Annotated in this window: 16 protein-coding genes; 13 read left to right on the forward strand and 3 right to left on the reverse strand. The window is 57.3% G+C overall.

The window, feature by feature from the left end:
- Positions 1-18: 18 nt before the first annotated feature.
- Genes AC1P02_RS05015 through AC1P02_RS05025 form a run of 3 tightly spaced genes read right to left on the reverse strand, consistent with a single transcriptional unit; the run spans position 19 to position 4,639 of the window.
- Positions 19-783, reverse strand: a complete 765-nt coding sequence (locus AC1P02_RS05015) for an ATP-binding cassette domain-containing protein (RefSeq protein WP_485184355.1) — start codon at positions 781-783, stop codon at positions 19-21.
- 46 nt (positions 784-829) lie between these two features.
- Complete coding sequence (locus tag AC1P02_RS05020) at positions 830-2,476, reverse strand: multidrug ABC transporter permease/ATP-binding protein (RefSeq protein WP_374994577.1); 1,647 nt, start codon at positions 2,474-2,476, stop codon at positions 830-832.
- A 57-nt stretch (positions 2,477-2,533) separates the two neighbouring features.
- Complete coding sequence (locus AC1P02_RS05025; RefSeq protein ID WP_212539423.1) at positions 2,534-4,639, reverse strand: TonB-dependent siderophore receptor; 2,106 nt, start codon at positions 4,637-4,639, stop codon at positions 2,534-2,536.
- A 384-nt stretch (positions 4,640-5,023) separates the two neighbouring features.
- Between AC1P02_RS05025 and mioC the strand changes: the two genes are divergently transcribed.
- The 13 genes from mioC (at position 5,024) to atpD (ending at position 16,859) form a co-directional block, all read left to right on the forward strand.
- The gene (gene mioC / locus AC1P02_RS05030; protein ID WP_005319600.1) at positions 5,024-5,473 is read left to right on the forward strand and encodes an FMN-binding protein MioC; all 450 of its coding nucleotides are present in this window, start codon (positions 5,024-5,026) and stop codon (positions 5,471-5,473) included.
- A 509-nt stretch (positions 5,474-5,982) separates the two neighbouring features.
- Positions 5,983-7,872, forward strand: coding sequence for a tRNA uridine-5-carboxymethylaminomethyl(34) synthesis enzyme MnmG (gene mnmG, locus AC1P02_RS05035; RefSeq protein ID WP_021139943.1), 1,890 nt, complete (start codon positions 5,983-5,985; stop codon positions 7,870-7,872).
- 8 nt (positions 7,873-7,880) lie between these two features.
- Positions 7,881-8,507 (forward strand): 16S rRNA (guanine(527)-N(7))-methyltransferase RsmG, encoded by a 627-nt coding sequence (rsmG, locus tag AC1P02_RS05040; protein ID WP_021139942.1) that lies wholly within the window; start codon positions 7,881-7,883, stop codon positions 8,505-8,507.
- Between the two features lie 26 nt (positions 8,508-8,533).
- A complete protein-coding gene (locus AC1P02_RS05045; protein ID WP_005319608.1) occupies positions 8,534-9,337 on the forward strand; it encodes a ParA family protein in 804 nt (267 codons plus the stop codon).
- Positions 9,334-10,242, forward strand: a complete 909-nt coding sequence (locus AC1P02_RS05050) for a ParB/RepB/Spo0J family partition protein (RefSeq protein WP_021139940.1) — start codon at positions 9,334-9,336, stop codon at positions 10,240-10,242. The genes AC1P02_RS05045 and AC1P02_RS05050 overlap by 4 nt, the downstream gene beginning before the upstream one ends.
- 190 nt (positions 10,243-10,432) lie before the next feature.
- Positions 10,433-10,840, forward strand: coding sequence for an ATP synthase subunit I (locus AC1P02_RS05055; RefSeq protein ID WP_087756831.1), 408 nt, complete (start codon positions 10,433-10,435; stop codon positions 10,838-10,840).
- Positions 10,841-10,848: 8 nt separating this feature from the next.
- Positions 10,849-11,628, forward strand: a complete 780-nt coding sequence (atpB, locus tag AC1P02_RS05060) for a F0F1 ATP synthase subunit A (RefSeq protein WP_005319615.1) — start codon at positions 10,849-10,851, stop codon at positions 11,626-11,628.
- Positions 11,629-11,667: 39 nt separating this feature from the next.
- Positions 11,668-11,895: a F0F1 ATP synthase subunit C gene (gene atpE / locus AC1P02_RS05065; RefSeq protein WP_370881544.1), complete on the forward strand. Its 228-nt coding sequence runs from the start codon at positions 11,668-11,670 to the stop codon at positions 11,893-11,895.
- 57 nt (positions 11,896-11,952) lie between these two features.
- Positions 11,953-12,423, forward strand: a complete 471-nt coding sequence (gene atpF / locus AC1P02_RS05070; RefSeq protein WP_005319619.1) for a F0F1 ATP synthase subunit B — start codon at positions 11,953-11,955, stop codon at positions 12,421-12,423.
- A 13-nt stretch (positions 12,424-12,436) separates the two neighbouring features.
- Positions 12,437-12,970 carry a F0F1 ATP synthase subunit delta gene (atpH, locus tag AC1P02_RS05075; RefSeq protein WP_005319621.1) on the forward strand — a complete coding sequence of 178 codons (534 nt, stop codon included), beginning with the start codon at positions 12,437-12,439 and terminating at the stop codon, positions 12,968-12,970.
- 15 nt (positions 12,971-12,985) lie between these two features.
- Positions 12,986-14,527, forward strand: coding sequence for a F0F1 ATP synthase subunit alpha (atpA, locus tag AC1P02_RS05080; protein WP_005319624.1), 1,542 nt, complete (start codon positions 12,986-12,988; stop codon positions 14,525-14,527).
- 43 nt (positions 14,528-14,570) lie between these two features.
- Positions 14,571-15,437 (forward strand): F0F1 ATP synthase subunit gamma, encoded by an 867-nt coding sequence (atpG, locus tag AC1P02_RS05085; protein WP_005319626.1) that lies wholly within the window; start codon positions 14,571-14,573, stop codon positions 15,435-15,437.
- A gap of 33 nt (positions 15,438-15,470) precedes the next feature.
- Positions 15,471-16,859 carry a F0F1 ATP synthase subunit beta gene (gene atpD / locus AC1P02_RS05090; RefSeq protein WP_005319628.1) on the forward strand — a complete coding sequence of 463 codons (1,389 nt, stop codon included), beginning with the start codon at positions 15,471-15,473 and terminating at the stop codon, positions 16,857-16,859.
- Positions 16,860-16,863 lie beyond the last annotated feature (4 nt).

Here is a 16,863-nt window from a genome sequence, read left to right on the forward strand (position 1 = left end):
CGGGATAACAAGCCTTATCTAAACGATGGCGATGGCGTGGTCATGGGCCGGGTGACGAATGACCTCCATAGATATGCCATAGATGGCGTGCAGGGTCTCGCTGGTCATGATCCGCTCTGGCTCGCCATGGGTAAGCAGACGACCCGAGTGCAGCGCCACCAGCCGATCGCAGAAGCGGGAGGCCATGTTGATGTCGTGAATGACTATGATGACGCCGAGGTTGAGCTGACGGCTGAGCTGCCTGACCAAAGTCAGCACCTCCACCTGATGGGCCACGTCCAGCGCGGCCAACGGCTCGTCGAGCAGGATGAAGCGGCTCTCCTGGGCCAGCAGCATGGCCAGCCAGACCCTGCCCCGCTCACCACCGGAAAGAGTATCCACCAGCCGATCGGCAAAACCTTCGGTATGGGTGAGAGCAATGGCCCTGTCGACCTGACGCTGATCCTCTGCTCCCATCCGGCCCAGCAGGCCGCGCCAGGGATAGCGCCCCATCTCCACCAGTTCCCGGCCGAGCAGGTTCTCGGCGCTCGGCAGATGCTGGGGCAGATAGGCCACCTGACGGGCGAACTCCCGGTTGCCCCAATCGGTCAGCGGTTTGCCATCGAACAGGATCTCGCCCTCACTCAGGAGCTGCTGGCGCGCCAGCAGCTTGAGCAGGGTGGATTTGCCCGAGCCGTTGTGGCCTATGAGGCCATAGACCTGGCCCTGCTCGAAACGCAGGTCCGTTGGGTGCAGCAGCTTGCGGTCGTTTACCGCGAAGCTGGCGGCTTTCATCTCAAACATAAGCTGTTCCTGTGCTGGCCTGATGCCAGTCTCATTGGCGCCGGTATCAAGCCGGCACCTCGCAATCCAGATGGGCGACGGCATCCCGGCTGACCTGCTCGCGCCGTTCACCGGTCAGTTCGGTGAGCTGGCCCTGACGCATCTCCAGCAAGCGGTCGGCCAGGGAGAAGTAGTGATCGTCGTGACTGATGGCAATCACCGTCTTGCCCATCGCCTTGAGGCGCGGCAGCAGCAGCTGATAGAAGATGCGGCGGAACTGGGGATCCTGATCCGCGGCCCATTCATCAAACAGCATCACCTCGCGCTGCTCAGCCAGTGCCAGCAGCAGGGCGACCCGCTTGCGCTGCCCCTGGGAGAGATCGATATCGGCGATAAAGTTGTCCTCTATGGCGAGCTTGCTGCCCATCTGCAACCGATCCAGCCACTCGGTGACCAGCTCGGCCTTGGGCTCAGGCCCCAGCAGATGCTGGAACAGGTGATAGTCGGTGAAGATGGCGGAGAAGAGCGCCAGATAGGCGTTGCGATCCGTTATGGGTTCACCATCCAGCAGGATCCGGCCCGACACAGGCTGATAGAGACCGGTCAGCAGCATGGCCAGGGTCGACTTGCCGGAGCCGTTGCCACCTATGATGAAGACCTGCTCCCCCTTCTCTATGGTGAGGTTGATGGGGCCCACCGCGAAGCCACCCTCCCCCTGATAGTGAAAGCTCACCTGCTCCAGCTGGATGCGTTGCCAGGTGTGGGGTGCCGGTGGCAGCGGGAAGTCGGGATCCGGCTCGGCCAGCGCCAGTGCGGCTATCTTGTCGAACGCCACCTGGGCGGAAAGCAGGGTCGGCAAGGCGCCAATCCCCTGCAACAGCGGAGTGCGCAGGAACAGCAGGGTCAGGGCAAAGGTGGCGGCCACATTGGTGTTGGCCCAGCCGAGGCCATTGGCCAGGAAGAAGACCAGGCCTATGGCTCCCAGCATCATGATATTCGACCAGTTCACCGCGCTCAGGTGATAGGTGTCGGCACGGATGATCTGCTGGCGATAGTCACGGGCGTTCTGCTCATAGAGCTGGTGGTAGACGAAATGGGCCCGCTCGCGATTGAGCGCCAGCTCTTTGCTGCCGGCTATGATGGCCTGATAGTTCTGATAAAGGCGATCCTCCGCCTGACGCATGTGGGATAGATGGCGATAAACACGGTTCACCAGCAGCCAGCCCACCACCATGGTGACGGTGACCCAGAGTGCTGTGACGCCGAGCAGGGCCGGTGACAGCCAGCCGAGATAGAGGGCCGAACCAACAGTGAGCACCAGCCCCTGCACCAGCTCGGGCAGGCGCACGAAGGCGATGGTGATCTGGCCTATGTCGCTGGAGAGGGATGCCAAGAGCGGCCCCTGGCCAAGCTGGCGAATGCGGGCGACATCGGTATCCAACAGTTGCTTGAGCAGACGGCCCCGCAACCGGTAGACGAAATGATGACCGAGTGTGGTCAGGGCCAATTGAGATCCTAGTGTGATCACCAGCAGCAACAGGATCAGGCCAAGCAGTTGGCCAAGTACCGGCAGCGGATCGCCGACGGATTCGACAAGAGATTGATTGATAAAGGCAATGACGCCGATCCCGCTCACTGCGCTAAGCAGGCTGAGCAGAGTAATGGCGATGAAGGGCCAACGATATTGGCGGTAAACCAGAGACAAGAGTTCCATGACGGGCCTGTATGCGGGGGAAAAAGGGCGGGAGTCACAACTCCCGCCCGACCTCTGTTACCAGCGGTAGTTGATGCTGCCCACCACGCTGCGCGGCTCGCCGTAGTAGCAGTAGTAGTCACAGCTGGCCACGTAGGTTTCACCCAGCAGGTTGTTGACGTTGAGCTGGGCTCGCCAGTTCTTGGCAAAGTCATACCCGATCATCGCATCCCATACGGTATGGGCCGGTACCTGGGCCGAACCATAGATGGGGTTGTAGCTGGCATCCACGGCGCCTATGCCGACACTGGAGCCGACATAACGTACGCCGGTGCCCAGTTCCAGACCGGAAGCAACTCCCTGCTGCACCTTGTAGTTGCCCCAGAAGGAGGCGATATGGCGCGGGATCAGGCTGGCACGGCGATCACCCTTGCCGGTGTCGTTGGTCTTGGCATCCGTGTAGGTATAAGCAGCGGTGAGACGCAGCGCCTCTGTGGCCTGCACGCTGCCTTCCAGCTCGACACCCTGGGAGGTCACTTCGCCGGCCTGGGTCTGCTGACCGGATCCTGTAGAGACGAGCGAGTTGGTCTGCTCCAGATCGAACAGGGCCAGATTGATGTAACCGTCTAGGAAGCTGGGGGCGTACTTGACGCCAGTCTCATACAGGGTGCCCTTGAGCGGCTTGTAGGAGTTCTGGGTATTGGGATCTATCCCGGGCAACACCTCGAACGACTCGGCGTAGGCAATATAAGGAGAGAGACCGTTGTCGGCCAGATACATCAGGCTGCCGGAGAGGGATAGCTCGTGATCGTACTGTTTCTCCTCCTTGCTCTTGGCTTCGCTGATGTTGTGGGTCTCCACATAGTCGAAGCGGCCACCACCGGTCAGCAACCAGCGATCGTCCCAGCGGATCTGGTGCTGGGCATAGAGGCCGCTCTGGCCCTTGGTGCTCTTCTGGTGGGTGGTGGTGGATTCGTCAAAACCGGGGAAGCCACTGTAATCCGGGTTCATGGTATTGATGGAACCCATGCCGAAGTTGTCGGCTTCCTGACCTTCGTTGACATGACGCTGCAGATCCAGCCCCAGCAGCAAGGTCTGCTCCGTGCTGTCCGTGTTCCAGTAACCCACCATCTGGTTATCCATGGTGGCGCTCTTGGTATCGCCATCCCGGTAGACAAGCCCACGGTAGGCGGTCGTGCCTTCATAGGTCGGGAAAATATAGGTCTGGCGCAGCAGCAGATCGTTGTAGTTGAAGCGGACGTTCTGCTTGAACTCCCAGGTCTGGTTGAGCTGGTGGGCCAGCTCGTAACCGGCGGAGATCTGGGTGTTGCGATTGCGATCGTAATCCGGCTGGCTCAGGTTGGTGGAGGGATCGATCTGGCCACCGCTGGTATTGAGAGTGCCATAGACAGGGAAGAAGCCGTTGGTCGGCACACCTTCGTCATGCTTGAAACTGGCCAGCAGGGTCAGGCTGGTACGATCCGATATATCCAGGGTGACGCTTGGCGCCAGATAAACCCTATCGTTATAAGTATCGTTCAGCACGCCGTCACGCTCGCTATAGAGGGCGACCAGACGGTAGCGACTGTTGTCGGTCAATGCATCCGAGACATCCACCCCGATCTGGCGAAGATCCCGGCTGCCCATCTGCAGATCCAGCTGCCCCTGCGGGGTGGCGGTCGGCCGCTTGCTGATGGCATTGATCACGCCGCCGGGAGGCGCCTCGCCGTAGAGGATAGAGGCGGGCCCTTTCAGCACTTCCACGCTTTCCAGACCGAACGGCTCTGGCGTCCACACATAGTAGCCGGTGCTGAACAGGCGATTGCCATCCAGATAGGAGGCGGCATCGAAGCCACGCACCTTGAACCAGTCGGCATCGTTGTCGGATCCATAGGATTGGGAGAGCACACCGGAGCGGTAGCGCAGCGCTTCGTCCAGTTTCAGCACGGCGTGCTGATCCAGCTCCTCACGATTGACCACTGAGACGGCCCGTGGCGTCTCGGCCATCGGCACTTCCACCTTCATGGCGGTACCTGTCACCACCATGGTTTCGCTGGCTTTTGGTAATTCTTTCGGTTGTTCGGCCAGTACTGGCAGGCTTGCCAGCAGGCAGGAGAGCGGCAGCAGTTGCTGTGCCCCTCTCTTTCGCATCGCTGCGGTCAGGGTGTTTTTTTGCGCAATCATATAAGTGTCTCAAATATCAATGAGTTGTTTCTGGTTTCTTATTATTGGTGACCGATCAAGCTGGTCTGCCCGGTTCCTCAGGCGAATAAAGCAGCGCAATGCTACTACAGGAGCAATGATCGAATCGATTCAATAATTGCTAATCATTTGCATCTGCATTGTTACCTAACGTATCAAAGCAGTAGCTGTCGGGCAGAAAAAGGAGGGATCAGACTGGGGCATTTCTGGGAAAAAGATCCGGGGCAGACGAAAAACGGGGGATCCTGCCTTATATAGGAAAAGAAAAGAGGATCCATTATCCCCAAGCTTTATCCATATTTATCCACACCCTTTGGCGGTAGAATTCGGCTTTCCGTTTCTTTGTCTGAACTCAGGATCCATTCCATGGCCAAACTCAATCTCGTCGTCGGCTCCATGCTGGGCGCCGCCGAATATGTCGCAGACCACGTCGCCAACCTGCTGGAACAGGCGGGCCATCAGGCCGAGATCCACAATCCAGCCAGCCTGGCCGAGGTGCTGGCCGAGCCGGACGCCATACTGCTGGTGGTCACCTCCACCCACGGTGCCGGTGATGTGCCCGACAATCTGCAACCCTTCGCCAAGGATCTTGCCGAGCAGCATCCGGATCTTAATGCCTTGAAATATGGCGTGATCGCCCTCGGCGACAGCAGTTATGACACCTTCTGCCAGGGCGGCAAGACGCTGGATCTGCTGCTGAGCGAATGTGGCGCCAGCCGGATCGGGGATCGTCTCGACATAGATGTGACCCAGCATGAGATCCCTGAAGATGCCGCTGAGGCCTGGATCCAGGGCTGGATGCAGATGATCGCCTGATCAGGAGGTGGGAGATCCGGTAAAAAAGCCTTGATCTCCCCGTTTATCCCCAGATCGCTATCCACCAAGTTATTAACAGATTGATCCTGACGACTTGTTCTACACGGTTACCCACAATGCCCAGGGGTAATGTGCATAACTACCGTGTAAACCTCTGCAAAACCTATAGTTATCCATGTATGAGATCCAACCCGCTAGCCACCTGTGTATAAAAGCACTGGTTATACCCTGGTTCACGGCCCCAGGATCCAAGCTTTTCCACAAGCTAGGATCGTCTTTAACACGATGATCTTTATGATCAAAAAGTGCTTATCAACAGAAAAGGCGGATCCTAATAAAAGATCCAATAAAAGATCGATCTAAAGATCCTTAAGATCTATTAAGTAGATCCTCCCTTCATTCTGAACGTTAAGTAGACGTTCCCCTCAGGGCGCGAAACAGATAGAATGTTCAGCCCCTCAGCCCAGGCAATCAACGATCTTCAGACGTGCAGATCAAGGTGATCCCCAATGCAATACCATGAACAATTTGATGTGATCGTCGTTGGTGGCGGTCATGCAGGAACCGAAGCAGCAACAGCGGCAGCCCGTATGGGCCTGAATACCCTGTTACTGACCCACAACATAGATACGCTGGGACACATGTCCTGTAATCCGGCGATCGGCGGGATCGGCAAGGGACACCTGGTCAAGGAAGTTGACGCCCTCGGTGGGATCATGGCGCGAGCCACAGATCTTGCCGGGATCCAGTTCCGTACCCTCAACTCCTCCAAGGGGCCAGCGGTACGAGCCACCCGTGCTCAGGCGGATCGACTGCTCTACAAAGCCGTTGTTCGCCAGATGCTGGAGAACTATCCCAACCTGAAGATCTTCCAGCAGGCCTGTGATGATCTGATCATGGACGGGGATCGTGTTGCCGGTGTCGTCACCCAGAGCGGGATCCGCATCAGTGGCAAGACCGTCGTGCTGACGGTCGGGACCTTCCTGAACGGCTTGATCCACATCGGGATGGAAAACTACAAGGGCGGCCGCGCCGGGGATCCTCCCTCGATCGCCCTGGCTCAGCGGCTGCGCGAGATGCCGCTGCGCATCGATCGTCTCAAAACCGGGACGCCGCCACGGATCGACGCCCGCAGCGTCGATCTCTCCGTGATGCAGGCGCAGTACGGCGATGATCCGCGCCCTGTCTTCTCGTTTATCGGCGATGCCAGCCAGCACCCACGCCAGGTGCCCTGCTACGTCACCCATACCAACGAGCGTACCCACGATGTGATCCGCAACAACCTGGATCGCAGCCCCATGTACGCCGGGGTGATCGAAGGGATTGGCCCCCGTTACTGCCCGTCGATCGAGGACAAGATCACTCGCTTCGCGGACAAGACGGCCCACCAGATTTTTGTCGAGCCGGAAGGCCTGACTACCCACGAACTCTATCCGAACGGGATCTCCACCAGCCTGCCATTCGATGTGCAGGTGCAGATAGTGCGTTCCATTCGTGGTTTCGAAAATGCCCACATCACCCGCCCCGGCTATGCCATCGAATATGACTTCTTCGATCCCCGGGATCTCAAGGCCAACATGGAGAGCAAGTGCATCGGCAACCTGTTCTTCGCCGGCCAGATCAACGGTACTACTGGCTACGAAGAAGCCGCGGCCCAGGGCCTGATGGCCGGTTTGAATGCCGGTCTGCGTGCCCAGGACAAGGATCCCTGGCATCCCCGCCGGGATCAGGCCTACATGGGCGTGATGATGGACGATCTCTCCACTCTGGGGACCCGCGAGCCTTACCGCATGTTCACCAGCCGCGCCGAATATCGCCTGCTGCTGCGGGAAGACAACGCCGACCTGCGCCTGACCGCCATTGGCCGCGAGCTGGGTCTGGTGGATGACGAGCGCTGGGGCAAGTTCAATATCAAGATGGAACAGGTGGAGCTGGAGCGTCAGCGCATGCGTTCGACCTGGATCCACCCGCAACATCCGTCACTGGAAGCGGTCAACGCCCTGGTCAACACGCCGCTGACCCGTGAGCAGAATCTGGAAGAGCTGCTGCGTCGCCCCGAAGTGACCTACGATGCGCTGATGGCCATCGAAGGGGTTGGCCCGGCGCTGAGCGATCACGCCGCCGCCGATCAGGTGGAGATCCAGATCAAGTACGCCGGTTATATCGAGCGTCAGTACGACGAGGTGGAGAAGCAGTTGCGCAATGAGAACACGCTCTTGCCGCTGGACATGAACTACCGCGACGTCAACGGTCTCTCCAACGAGGTGATCGCCAAGCTCAACGATGCCAAGCCCGAGACCATTGGTCAGGCTTCCCGCATCTCCGGTATCACACCGGCGGCCATCTCCATCCTGCTGGTTCACCTGAAAAAACACGGCCTGCTGCGTAAAACCGCCTGAGGATCTCCATGCTGCAAAGATTGAACGGCCTGCTCATGCAGGCCGGTATTGTTATCACCGACACCCAAAAGACCCAGTTGGTTCAGCTTGTCGAGTTGCTGCACAAGTGGAACAAGGCTTACAATCTCACCTCGGTGCGTGATCCCGACGCCATGCTGGTCAAGCATATCCTCGACAGCCTGGTGGTGAGCCCTCACCTGCACGGTGAGCGCTTCATCGATGTGGGGACAGGTCCTGGGCTGCCTGGCTTGCCACTGGCCATCATCAATCCTGACAAGCAGTTTGTGCTGCTCGACAGTCTGGGCAAGCGGATCAACTTTATCCGCCAGGTGATCCAGGAGCTGGGCCTGACCAATGTGACGCCAGTCAAATCCCGGGTGGAAGAGTATCAGCCTGACGTGGGGTTTGATTGTGTGCTCAGTCGGGCCTTTGCCTCGCTGGAGGACATGCTGAGCTGGTGTCACCATCTGCCGTCCGAACAGGGCAGCTTCCTGGCGCTCAAGGGGCAATATCCCGAGCAGGAGCTGGCCCAGTTGCCTGCCAATATCCGTCTGGTAGCCTGTCATGAATTGCGGGTACCGGAATTGGAAGGCGAACGTCATCTGCTGGAATTCAAACATATCCAGCCCGAATAGGGTCGCAGTTTCATTTAGGGGATAGTGTGGGAAAAGTCATCGCCATAGCCAACCAGAAGGGTGGAGTGGGTAAAACCACCACCTGTGTGAATCTGGCCGCCTCCCTGGCCGCTACCCGGCGCAAGGTGCTGGTGATCGATCTGGATCCCCAGGGCAATGCCACCATGGGCAGCGGCGTCGACAAATACGAAGTCGAGCGCACCGCCTACGAGCTGCTGATCGAAGATGCCCCCATCGCCGAAGTGATCATCCCCGAAACCTCGGGGGGCTATCACCTGATTGCCGCCAATGCCGACGTGACCGCGGCCGAAATCCGTCTGATGGAATTCTTCGCCCGCGAGATCCGACTGCGCAACGCCATTGCCTCGGTACGGGACAAATACGACTACATCTTCATCGACTGCCCGCCTTCTCTCAACATGCTGACCGTGAACGCCATGGCCGCCGCCGATTCCGTACTGGTGCCCATGCAGTGCGAATATTATGCACTGGAAGGGCTCACCGCTCTGGTGGACACCATCAGCAAGCTGGCAGCCGTGGTCAATCCGGAGCTGAAGATCGAAGGGGTGCTGCGTACCATGTTCGATCACCGCAACCGGCTGGCCAATGATGTGTCCGATCAGCTGAAACAGCATTTCGGGGACAAGGTCTATCGCACCATCATCCCCCGCAACGTAAGACTGGCGGAGGCCCCGAGTTTCGGAGCCCCGGCCATGCACTATGACAAATCATCGGTGGGCGCCAAGGCCTATCTGGCGCTGGCGGGCGAAATGCTGCGCCGCCAGGAGCAGGAACGTCCGGTGACCATCGCAGACCGAGAGAGCATATGACGCCGAAAAAACGTGGGCTGGGCAAGGGGCTGGACGCCCTGCTCAGCACCAGCACGGCCGCGCGCCAGAAACAGGTGATGAGCGACCAGCGTACCGAAGAGGCCATGGCCCCCACCAATCAGGGTGAGCTGCGCAGGCTGCCGGTGGAGTGGTTGCAGTCCGGCAAGTACCAGCCGCGCAAGGATATGTCGCAGGATGCGCTGGAGGATCTGGCCAATTCCATTCGCGCCCAGGGCGTGATCCAGCCGATCGTGGTGCGCCCCCTCGGCGAGCAATCCTTCGAAATCATTGCCGGTGAGCGGCGCTGGCGAGCTTCCCAACTGGCCCGCCTCGACGTTGTGCCCTGCATCGTCAAGGATGTGCCTGACGAGGCCGCCGTCGCCATCGCCCTGATCGAGAACATCCAGCGCGAAGATCTCAATGCCATTGAGGAGGCGGTTGCCCTGCAGCGGCTGTTGACCGAGTTCGAACTGACCCACCAGCAGGTGGCCGAGGCGGTGGGCAAGTCCCGCACCACAGTCACCAACCTGTTGCGCCTCAACCAGCTCAACGATGACGTGAAGCGCTTCGTCGAGCACGGCGATCTCGACATGGGCCACGCCCGTGCCCTGCTGGCCCTGAGTGGTCAGGCCCAGTCCGAACTGGCCAAGCTGGTCGCGCAGAAGGGGCTGACAGTGCGAGATACCGAGAAACTGGTGCAAAAAGCGCTGGAACCGGCAAAAGCCAAGGTTGAACCCGTGCGCGATCCACAGTTTGGTTATCTCGAGCGCCAGCTGTCGGAAAAAATTGGCAACCAGGTTCAGTTACAGGTTGGCAAGCAAGATAGCGGAAAGTTAGTAATAAGTTACGGGGATTTAACCGACTTGGACCGTATTTTGGGCTATTTTGGCCTGTCGGAATCGTGATTTTTACGCTTTTTGTAGTAATAAAACATCCATTCCTTTTGATATGAACATAACCTTAATTCTGTGCGGAAAGCCGCAAAAATTAAGGGTTTTTGTCATATTGCAATCACCGCCTTCAAGGGTATAATTTGACCGGCTTTTGGGGCTGTAAATTCGTGCGTGTCAACATGTCGATTTTTACAGTTCTGTAATGTTCAGGGGGCATTTGGTGGAGCAGAAATTAGCCTGGAAAGGTTTGACACTGGCCTTGGCTATACTTGCTTGCCAACTTACCCTGATCCTGGCTGTGAGTGCCACTTGGGCTCATCTAAGAGGTGTTCCGGCCGGATACGCGTCCCTCTATGGGGGAGGCGTATATCTGATTCCACAACTCCTGTTCAGTCTGTTTACGTTGAGCCGGAAGCTTGGCCCCGGGAGTGCGGGCTGGGTGTTGTGGGATTTTTGTGTTGGAGCAGGGATCAAGCTGGTAAGTACTGTCGCACTCTTCGTGACAGTGCTCCTGTACGTCGAGGTGGAACATCTCCCCCTTTATGTCACTTATGCGCTCTCCCTGTTTTTCCAATGGGTCATCACGATCGTTCTCAATAACCGCTACTAGGAAAACTCATGGCTGCAACCGGAGAAGCCCTGACTACTCAGGGATACATCTCCCACCACCTGCACCATCTGCAAGTGGGTTCGGGGTTCTGGACGGTAAATATCGACTCCATGATATTTTCCGTTATCCTCGGCGCTCTGTTTATCTGGATATTCCGCAAGGTGGCCGCGACTGCGACCAGCGGTGTTCCGGGCAAGCTTCAGTGTTTTGTAGAAATGGTTGTCGAGTTTGTGGATGACACCGTCAAGGGTATCTTCCACGGTAAGAGCAAGCTGATCGCTCCGCTGGCGCTGACCGTGTTCATCTGGGTTTTCCTGATGAACCTGATGGACCTCATCCCGGTTGACTACCTGCCCTACACGGCACAAGTGCTGGGCATCCCCTACTTGCGAGTAGTTCCTTCCGCCGATGTTAACATCACCATGTCCATGGCTCTGGGAGTCTTCGCCTTAATCATCATTTACAGTATCAAGATGAAAGGTGTCTCGGGCTTTGTGAAAGAGTTGACCCTCAACCCTTTCAATCACTGGGCATTGATCCCTGTTAACCTCGCGTTGGAGTTGGTTACCTTGCTGTCCAAACCCATCTCTCTGGGTCTGCGTCTGTTCGGTAACATGTATGCCGGTGAACTGGTATTTATCCTGATCGCCGGTCTGCTACCGTGGTGGTCCCAATGGCTGCTTAGCGTGCCTTGGGCGCTGTTCCACATTCTGGTAATTACTCTGCAAGCCTTTATCTTCATGGTGTTGACCATTGTCTATTTGTCGATGGCCAGTGAAGACCATTAATCCTGTTACGTTTACTAGCTCTGTTTGGAGAATATAAAGATGGAAATGATTTACTTCGCCGCTGCAATCATGCTGGGTATGGCCGCTGTCGGTGCCGCTATCGGTATCTCTCTGCTGGGTGGCAAGTTCCTGGAAGGTGCTGCTCGTCAGCCTGACCTGATGCCTATCCTGCGTACCAACTTCTTCATCGTAATGGGTCTGGTCGACGCAATCCCGATGATCGTGGTCGGTATGGCTCTGTACCTGATTTTCGGGGTTGCAGCCTGATAAGTGATGCTGTTGTTATCACTTTCTTTTTAAATTTCATATAGAGAGGTCTTGGTTGTGAGTATCAATGCCACCCTCCTCGGTCAGACACTTGCTTTCATCATTTTTGTCTGGTGCTGCATGAAGTTTGTATGGCCGCCCCTGATGGCAGCCATCGAGGCTCGTCAGAAAGCTATCGCTGATGGTCTCTCTTCCGCAGAACGCGCCAAGAAAGATCTGGATTTGGCCAAGGCCAACGCCACCGATCAGCTGAAAGAAGCCAAGCTCCAGGCCGCACAAATCATTGAACAGGCTAACAAACGTAAAGCCCAGATCATTGATGAGGCGGCTGTTGGAGCACACACTGAGCGGGAAAAAATCCTGGCTCAGGGCCGTGCCGAGATCGACGCTGAACGTCATCGCGCCAAAGAAGAACTGCGCAAGCAGGTTGCTGCTCTTGCCATTGCGGGCGCAGAGAAGATCCTGGCGCGCCACATCGACCAGGCTGCCAACAGCGACATCGTCGACAAACTGGTAGCAGAACTGTAACGGGAACGGGGCTATGTCTGAACTGACTACAATCGCTCGCCCCTACGCCAAGGCTGCTTTCGAGTTTGCCGTTGAGCACAAGGCGGTTGACCAGTGGCTGGGGATGCTCGGCTTCGCTGCACAAGTAGCGGAGAACGAGACCATTCACAACCTGGTACACGGCTCTGTGGCTGCCGAAGAGCTCGCAAACCTGTTTGTGGGCGTCTGCGGTGAGCAACTCGACGAGCATGGCCAGAACCTGATCCGGGTAATGGCTGAGAATGGTCGCTTGGGTGTGCTGCCGGCGGTCCTTGCTGAATTTGTCGCGTTCAAGGCTGAACTGGATAAAGAAGTTCAGGCTGACGTGATTTCGGCGATCGAACTGACCGACCAGCAGAAAGCCAATATTCAGGCTTCTCTGGAAAAACGTCTCGCGCGCAAAGTGAAGCTGAATTGCAGCATGGATGCGTCCTTGATGGCCGGGGTGCTCATCAAGGCCGGTGATCTGGTTATCGATGGCTCTGTCCGCGGTAAGCTGGATCGCATGGCCGACGCGCTGCAATCTTGATTGGGGTATTAGAGCATGCAACTGAATTCCACTGAAATCGCCGAGCTTATCAAGCAGCGCATCGCGCAGTTTGATGTCAAAAGTGAAGCGCGTAACGAAGGTACCATCGTCTCTGTGAGCGACGGTATCATTCGTATTCACGGCCTGGCCGATGCCATGCAAGGTGAGATGATCGAGCTGCCGGGCAACCGCTTCGCTCTGGCATTGAACCTGGAGCGTGACTCCGTCGGTGCTGTGATCATGGGTTCCTATGACGGTCTGTCAGAAGGAATGAAAGTAAAAGGCACTGGCCGTATTCTGGAAGTGCCGGTAGGTCGTGGTCTGTTGGGCCGGGTGCTGAACACCCTGGGTCAGCCGATCGACGGTAAAGGCCCGGTCGAAAACGACGGCTTCTCGCCGATCGAAGTGATCGCCCCGGGCGTTATCGAGCGCAAGTCCGTTGACCAGCCGGTTCAGACCGGTCTGAAAGCCATCGATGCCATGATCCCTATCGGTCGTGGCCAGCGTGAGCTGATCATCGGTGACCGTCAGGTAGGCAAGACCGCCATCGCGATCGATACCATCATCAACCAGAAAGACTCCGGTATTAAGTGTGTCTACGTTGCGATTGGCCAGAAGGCCTCCACCATCGCCAACGTGGTACGCAAGCTGGAAGAGCACGGCGCCCTGGCCAACACCATAGTGGTGGTTGCCTCTGCGTCCGAAGCTGCCGCCCTGCAATACCTGGCTCCGTATGCCGGTTGCTCCATGGGTGAGTACTTCCGTGACCGCGGTGAAGACGCGCTGATCATCTATGATGACCTGTCCAAGCAGGCCGTAGCTTATCGCCAGATCTCCCTGCTGCTGCGCCGTCCGCCAGGACGTGAAGCCTACCCGGGTGACGTTTTCTATCTGCACTCCCGTCTGCTGGAGCGTGCTGCTCGCGTCAACGCCGAGTACGTAGAGAAGTTCACCAATGGTGCCGTGAAAGGACAGACCGGTTCTCTGACCGCGCTGCCGATCATCGAAACCCAGGCCGGTGACGTGTCTGCATTCGTACCGACCAACGTGATTTCCATCACCGATGGTCAGATCTTCCTGACTTCACAGCTGTTCAACTCCGGTATTCGTCCGGCGGTTGACCCGGGTATCTCCGTATCCCGTGTGGGCGGTGCTGCTCAGACCAAGATCGTCAAGAAGCTGTCCGGTGGTATCCGTACCGCGCTGGCCCAGTATCGCGAGCTGGCGGCATTCGCCCAGTTCTCTTCTGATCTGGATGAGGCAACTCGCAAGCAGCTGGATCACGGTGTGAAAGTGACCGAGCTGATGAAGCAGAAGCAATACTCTCCGATGAGCGTGGCCCAGCAGTCGCTGGTGCTGTTCGCCGCCGAGAAAGGCTATCTCTCCGATGTCGAACTGAACAAGATTGTCGACTTCGAAGCCGCTCTGCTCTCTTACGCCAATACCCAGCATGCTGAGCTGATGGCTGAAATCAATGCCAAAGCAGATTACAACGACGCGATCGTTGGCAAGCTGACTGCGTTGCTGGATGACTTCAAGGCAACCCAGACCTGGTAAGCGTGTGTGGCAGCGCGAGCTGCCACCTGATGGAGAGTAAGAGATGGCCGGCGCAAAAGAGATACGTAACAAGATCGGGAGTGTGAAAAACACTCAGAAGATCACCGGCGCTATGGAAATGGTGGCAGCAAGCAAAATGCGCCGTGCGCAGGAACGCATGTCTGCCAGCCGTCCGTACGCTGAAACCATGCGCAAGGTGATCGGCCATATCGCCCAGGGGAACTTGGAATACAAGCACCCCTACCTCATGGAACGTGAGGTCAAGCGAGTGGGTTACATAGTCGTCTCCACCGACCGTGGCCTGTGTGGCGGTTTGAACATCAACCTGTTCAAGGCTGCCCTCAATGATATGAAGCAATGGAGCGCGAAAGGTGCCAAGGTTGACTTGGCTCTGATCGGCAACAAGGCCTCCAGCTTCTTTGAACGGCACGGCGCCAAGGTGCAAGCTCATGTCGCAGGACTGGGTGACAACCCGAGCGTCAATGACCTGATTGGTTCAGTCAAGGTCATGCTGAAGGCTTACGACAACGGTGAGATTGACAGGCTGTATCTGGTGTACAACAAGTTCGTGAACACCATGGTGCAGCAACCACGGGTCGATCAACTGCTGCCTTTGCCCGTAACTGAAGACAGCAAGCTCGCCAAGAAACACCACTGGGATTACATCTATGAGCCGGATCCCAAGCAACTGCTGGACACCCTGCTGATTCGCTATGTCGAATCCCAGGTATACCAGGGGGTGGTAGAAAACTTGGCAAGTGAACAGGCAGCCCGAATGGTTGCCATGCAAGCCGCGACTGACAACGCCGGCAACCTGATTAACGACCTGCAACTGGTGTACAACAAGGCCCGTCAGGCCAGTATTACCCAGGAACTGACAGAGATCGTATCCGGTGCTGCTGCGGTGTAAGGCAAGGGTTATCAAAGGTTTAGAGGATTTGACATGAGTAACGGTTTCATCGTCCAAATCATCGGCGCTGTGGTGGACATCGAGTTCCCGCAGGATGCCGTGCCCCAGGTGTACGACGCAGTCAAGGTCGTCAGCGAAGGTCAAGGTCAGGGTCTGGTGCTGGAAGTTCAGCAACAGATCGGTGGCGGCGTCGTTCGTTGCATCACCATGGGCTCCTCCGACGGTCTGCGTCGTGGGTTGGAAGTAATGAATAGCGGTAAATCCATCCAGGTGCCAGTCGGTGTATCGACTCTGGGTCGGATCATGAACGTACTGGGTGAGCCGATCGACGAAAAAGGTCCGATCGGTGAGGAAGAGCGTTGGTCCATCCACCGCGCGGCCCCCAGCTACGAAGATCAGTCCAACAGCAACGACCTGCTGGAGACCGGCATCAAGGTTATCGACCTGGTATGTCCGTTCGCCAAGGGCGGTAAAGTCGGTCTGTTCGGTGGTGCCGGTGTCGGCAAAACCGTCAACATGATGGAGCTGATCCGTAACATCGCCATCGAGCACAGCGGTTATTCCGTGTTCGCCGGTGTGGGTGAGCGTACCCGTGAGGGTAACGACTTCTACCACGAGATGATGGAGTCCAACGTACTGGACAAAGTATCTCTGGTTTACGGTCAGATGAACGAGCCGCCCGGAAACCGTCTGCGCGTAGCGCTGACCGGCCTGACCATGGCCGAGAAGTTCCGTGACGAAGGTCGTGACGTGCTGTTCTTCGTGGACAACATCTACCGTTACACGCTCGCGGGCACAGAGGTATCCGCACTGCTGGGCCGTATGCCGTCTGCAGTAGGTTACCAGCCGACCCTGGCCGAGGAGATGGGTGTTCTGCAAGAGCGCATCACCTCCACCCGGACCGGTTCCATCACGTCAGTCCAGGCCGTTTACGTGCCTGCGGATGACTTGACCGACCCGTCTCCGGCGACCACCTTCGCCCACCTGGACGCCACTGTCGTTCTGTCCCGTCAGATCGCGGCACTGGGTATCTACCCGGCCGTTGACCCGCTGGACTCCACCTCCCGTCAGCTGGATCCGCTGGTCGTTGGCAAAGAGCACTACGAGACTGCTCGTGGCGTTCAGACAGTGCTGCAGCGTTACAAAGAGCTGAAGGACATCATCGCCATCCTGGGTATGGATGAACTGTCAGAAGAAGACAAACTGACCGTAGCCCGTGCCCGTAAGATAGAGCGTTTCTTGTCCCAGCCGTTCTTCGTGGCAGAAGTGTTTACCGGTTCTCCGGGCAAATACGTGCCGCTGAAAGAGACCATCCGTGGTTTCCAGGGCATCCTGAAAGGCGAGTATGACGATCTGCCTGAGCAGGCGTTTTACATGGTTGGCAGCATCGACGAAGTCGTCGAGAAATCCAAGAAACTGTAAGCCT

The sequence above is a fragment of the Aeromonas sp. TS_SC_11 genome, assembly GCF_057318915.1.

Excerpts from the sequence above, each read along its gene's own strand:
- AC1P02_RS05015 (WP_485184355.1), bottom strand. The coding sequence starts at position 783 with ATGTTTGAGATGAAAGCCGCCAGCTTCGCGGTAAACGACCGCAAGCTG.
- AC1P02_RS05020 (WP_374994577.1), bottom strand. The coding sequence starts at position 2,476 with ATGGAACTCTTGTCTCTGGTTTACCGCCAATATCGTTGGCCCTTCATC.
- AC1P02_RS05025 (WP_212539423.1), bottom strand. The coding sequence starts at position 4,639 with ATGATTGCGCAAAAAAACACCCTGACCGCAGCGATGCGAAAGAGAGGG.
- mioC (WP_005319600.1), top strand. The coding sequence starts at position 5,024 with ATGGCCAAACTCAATCTCGTCGTCGGCTCCATGCTGGGCGCCGCCGAA.
- mnmG (WP_021139943.1), top strand. The coding sequence starts at position 5,983 with ATGCAATACCATGAACAATTTGATGTGATCGTCGTTGGTGGCGGTCAT.
- rsmG (WP_021139942.1), top strand. The coding sequence starts at position 7,881 with ATGCTGCAAAGATTGAACGGCCTGCTCATGCAGGCCGGTATTGTTATC.
- AC1P02_RS05050 (WP_021139940.1), top strand. The coding sequence starts at position 9,334 with ATGACGCCGAAAAAACGTGGGCTGGGCAAGGGGCTGGACGCCCTGCTC.
- AC1P02_RS05055 (WP_087756831.1), top strand. The coding sequence starts at position 10,433 with ATGTTCAGGGGGCATTTGGTGGAGCAGAAATTAGCCTGGAAAGGTTTG.
- atpB (WP_005319615.1), top strand. The coding sequence starts at position 10,849 with ATGGCTGCAACCGGAGAAGCCCTGACTACTCAGGGATACATCTCCCAC.
- atpE (WP_370881544.1), top strand. The coding sequence starts at position 11,668 with ATGGAAATGATTTACTTCGCCGCTGCAATCATGCTGGGTATGGCCGCT.
- atpH (WP_005319621.1), top strand. The coding sequence starts at position 12,437 with ATGTCTGAACTGACTACAATCGCTCGCCCCTACGCCAAGGCTGCTTTC.
- atpA (WP_005319624.1), top strand. The coding sequence starts at position 12,986 with ATGCAACTGAATTCCACTGAAATCGCCGAGCTTATCAAGCAGCGCATC.
- atpG (WP_005319626.1), top strand. The coding sequence starts at position 14,571 with ATGGCCGGCGCAAAAGAGATACGTAACAAGATCGGGAGTGTGAAAAAC.
- atpD (WP_005319628.1), top strand. The coding sequence starts at position 15,471 with ATGAGTAACGGTTTCATCGTCCAAATCATCGGCGCTGTGGTGGACATC.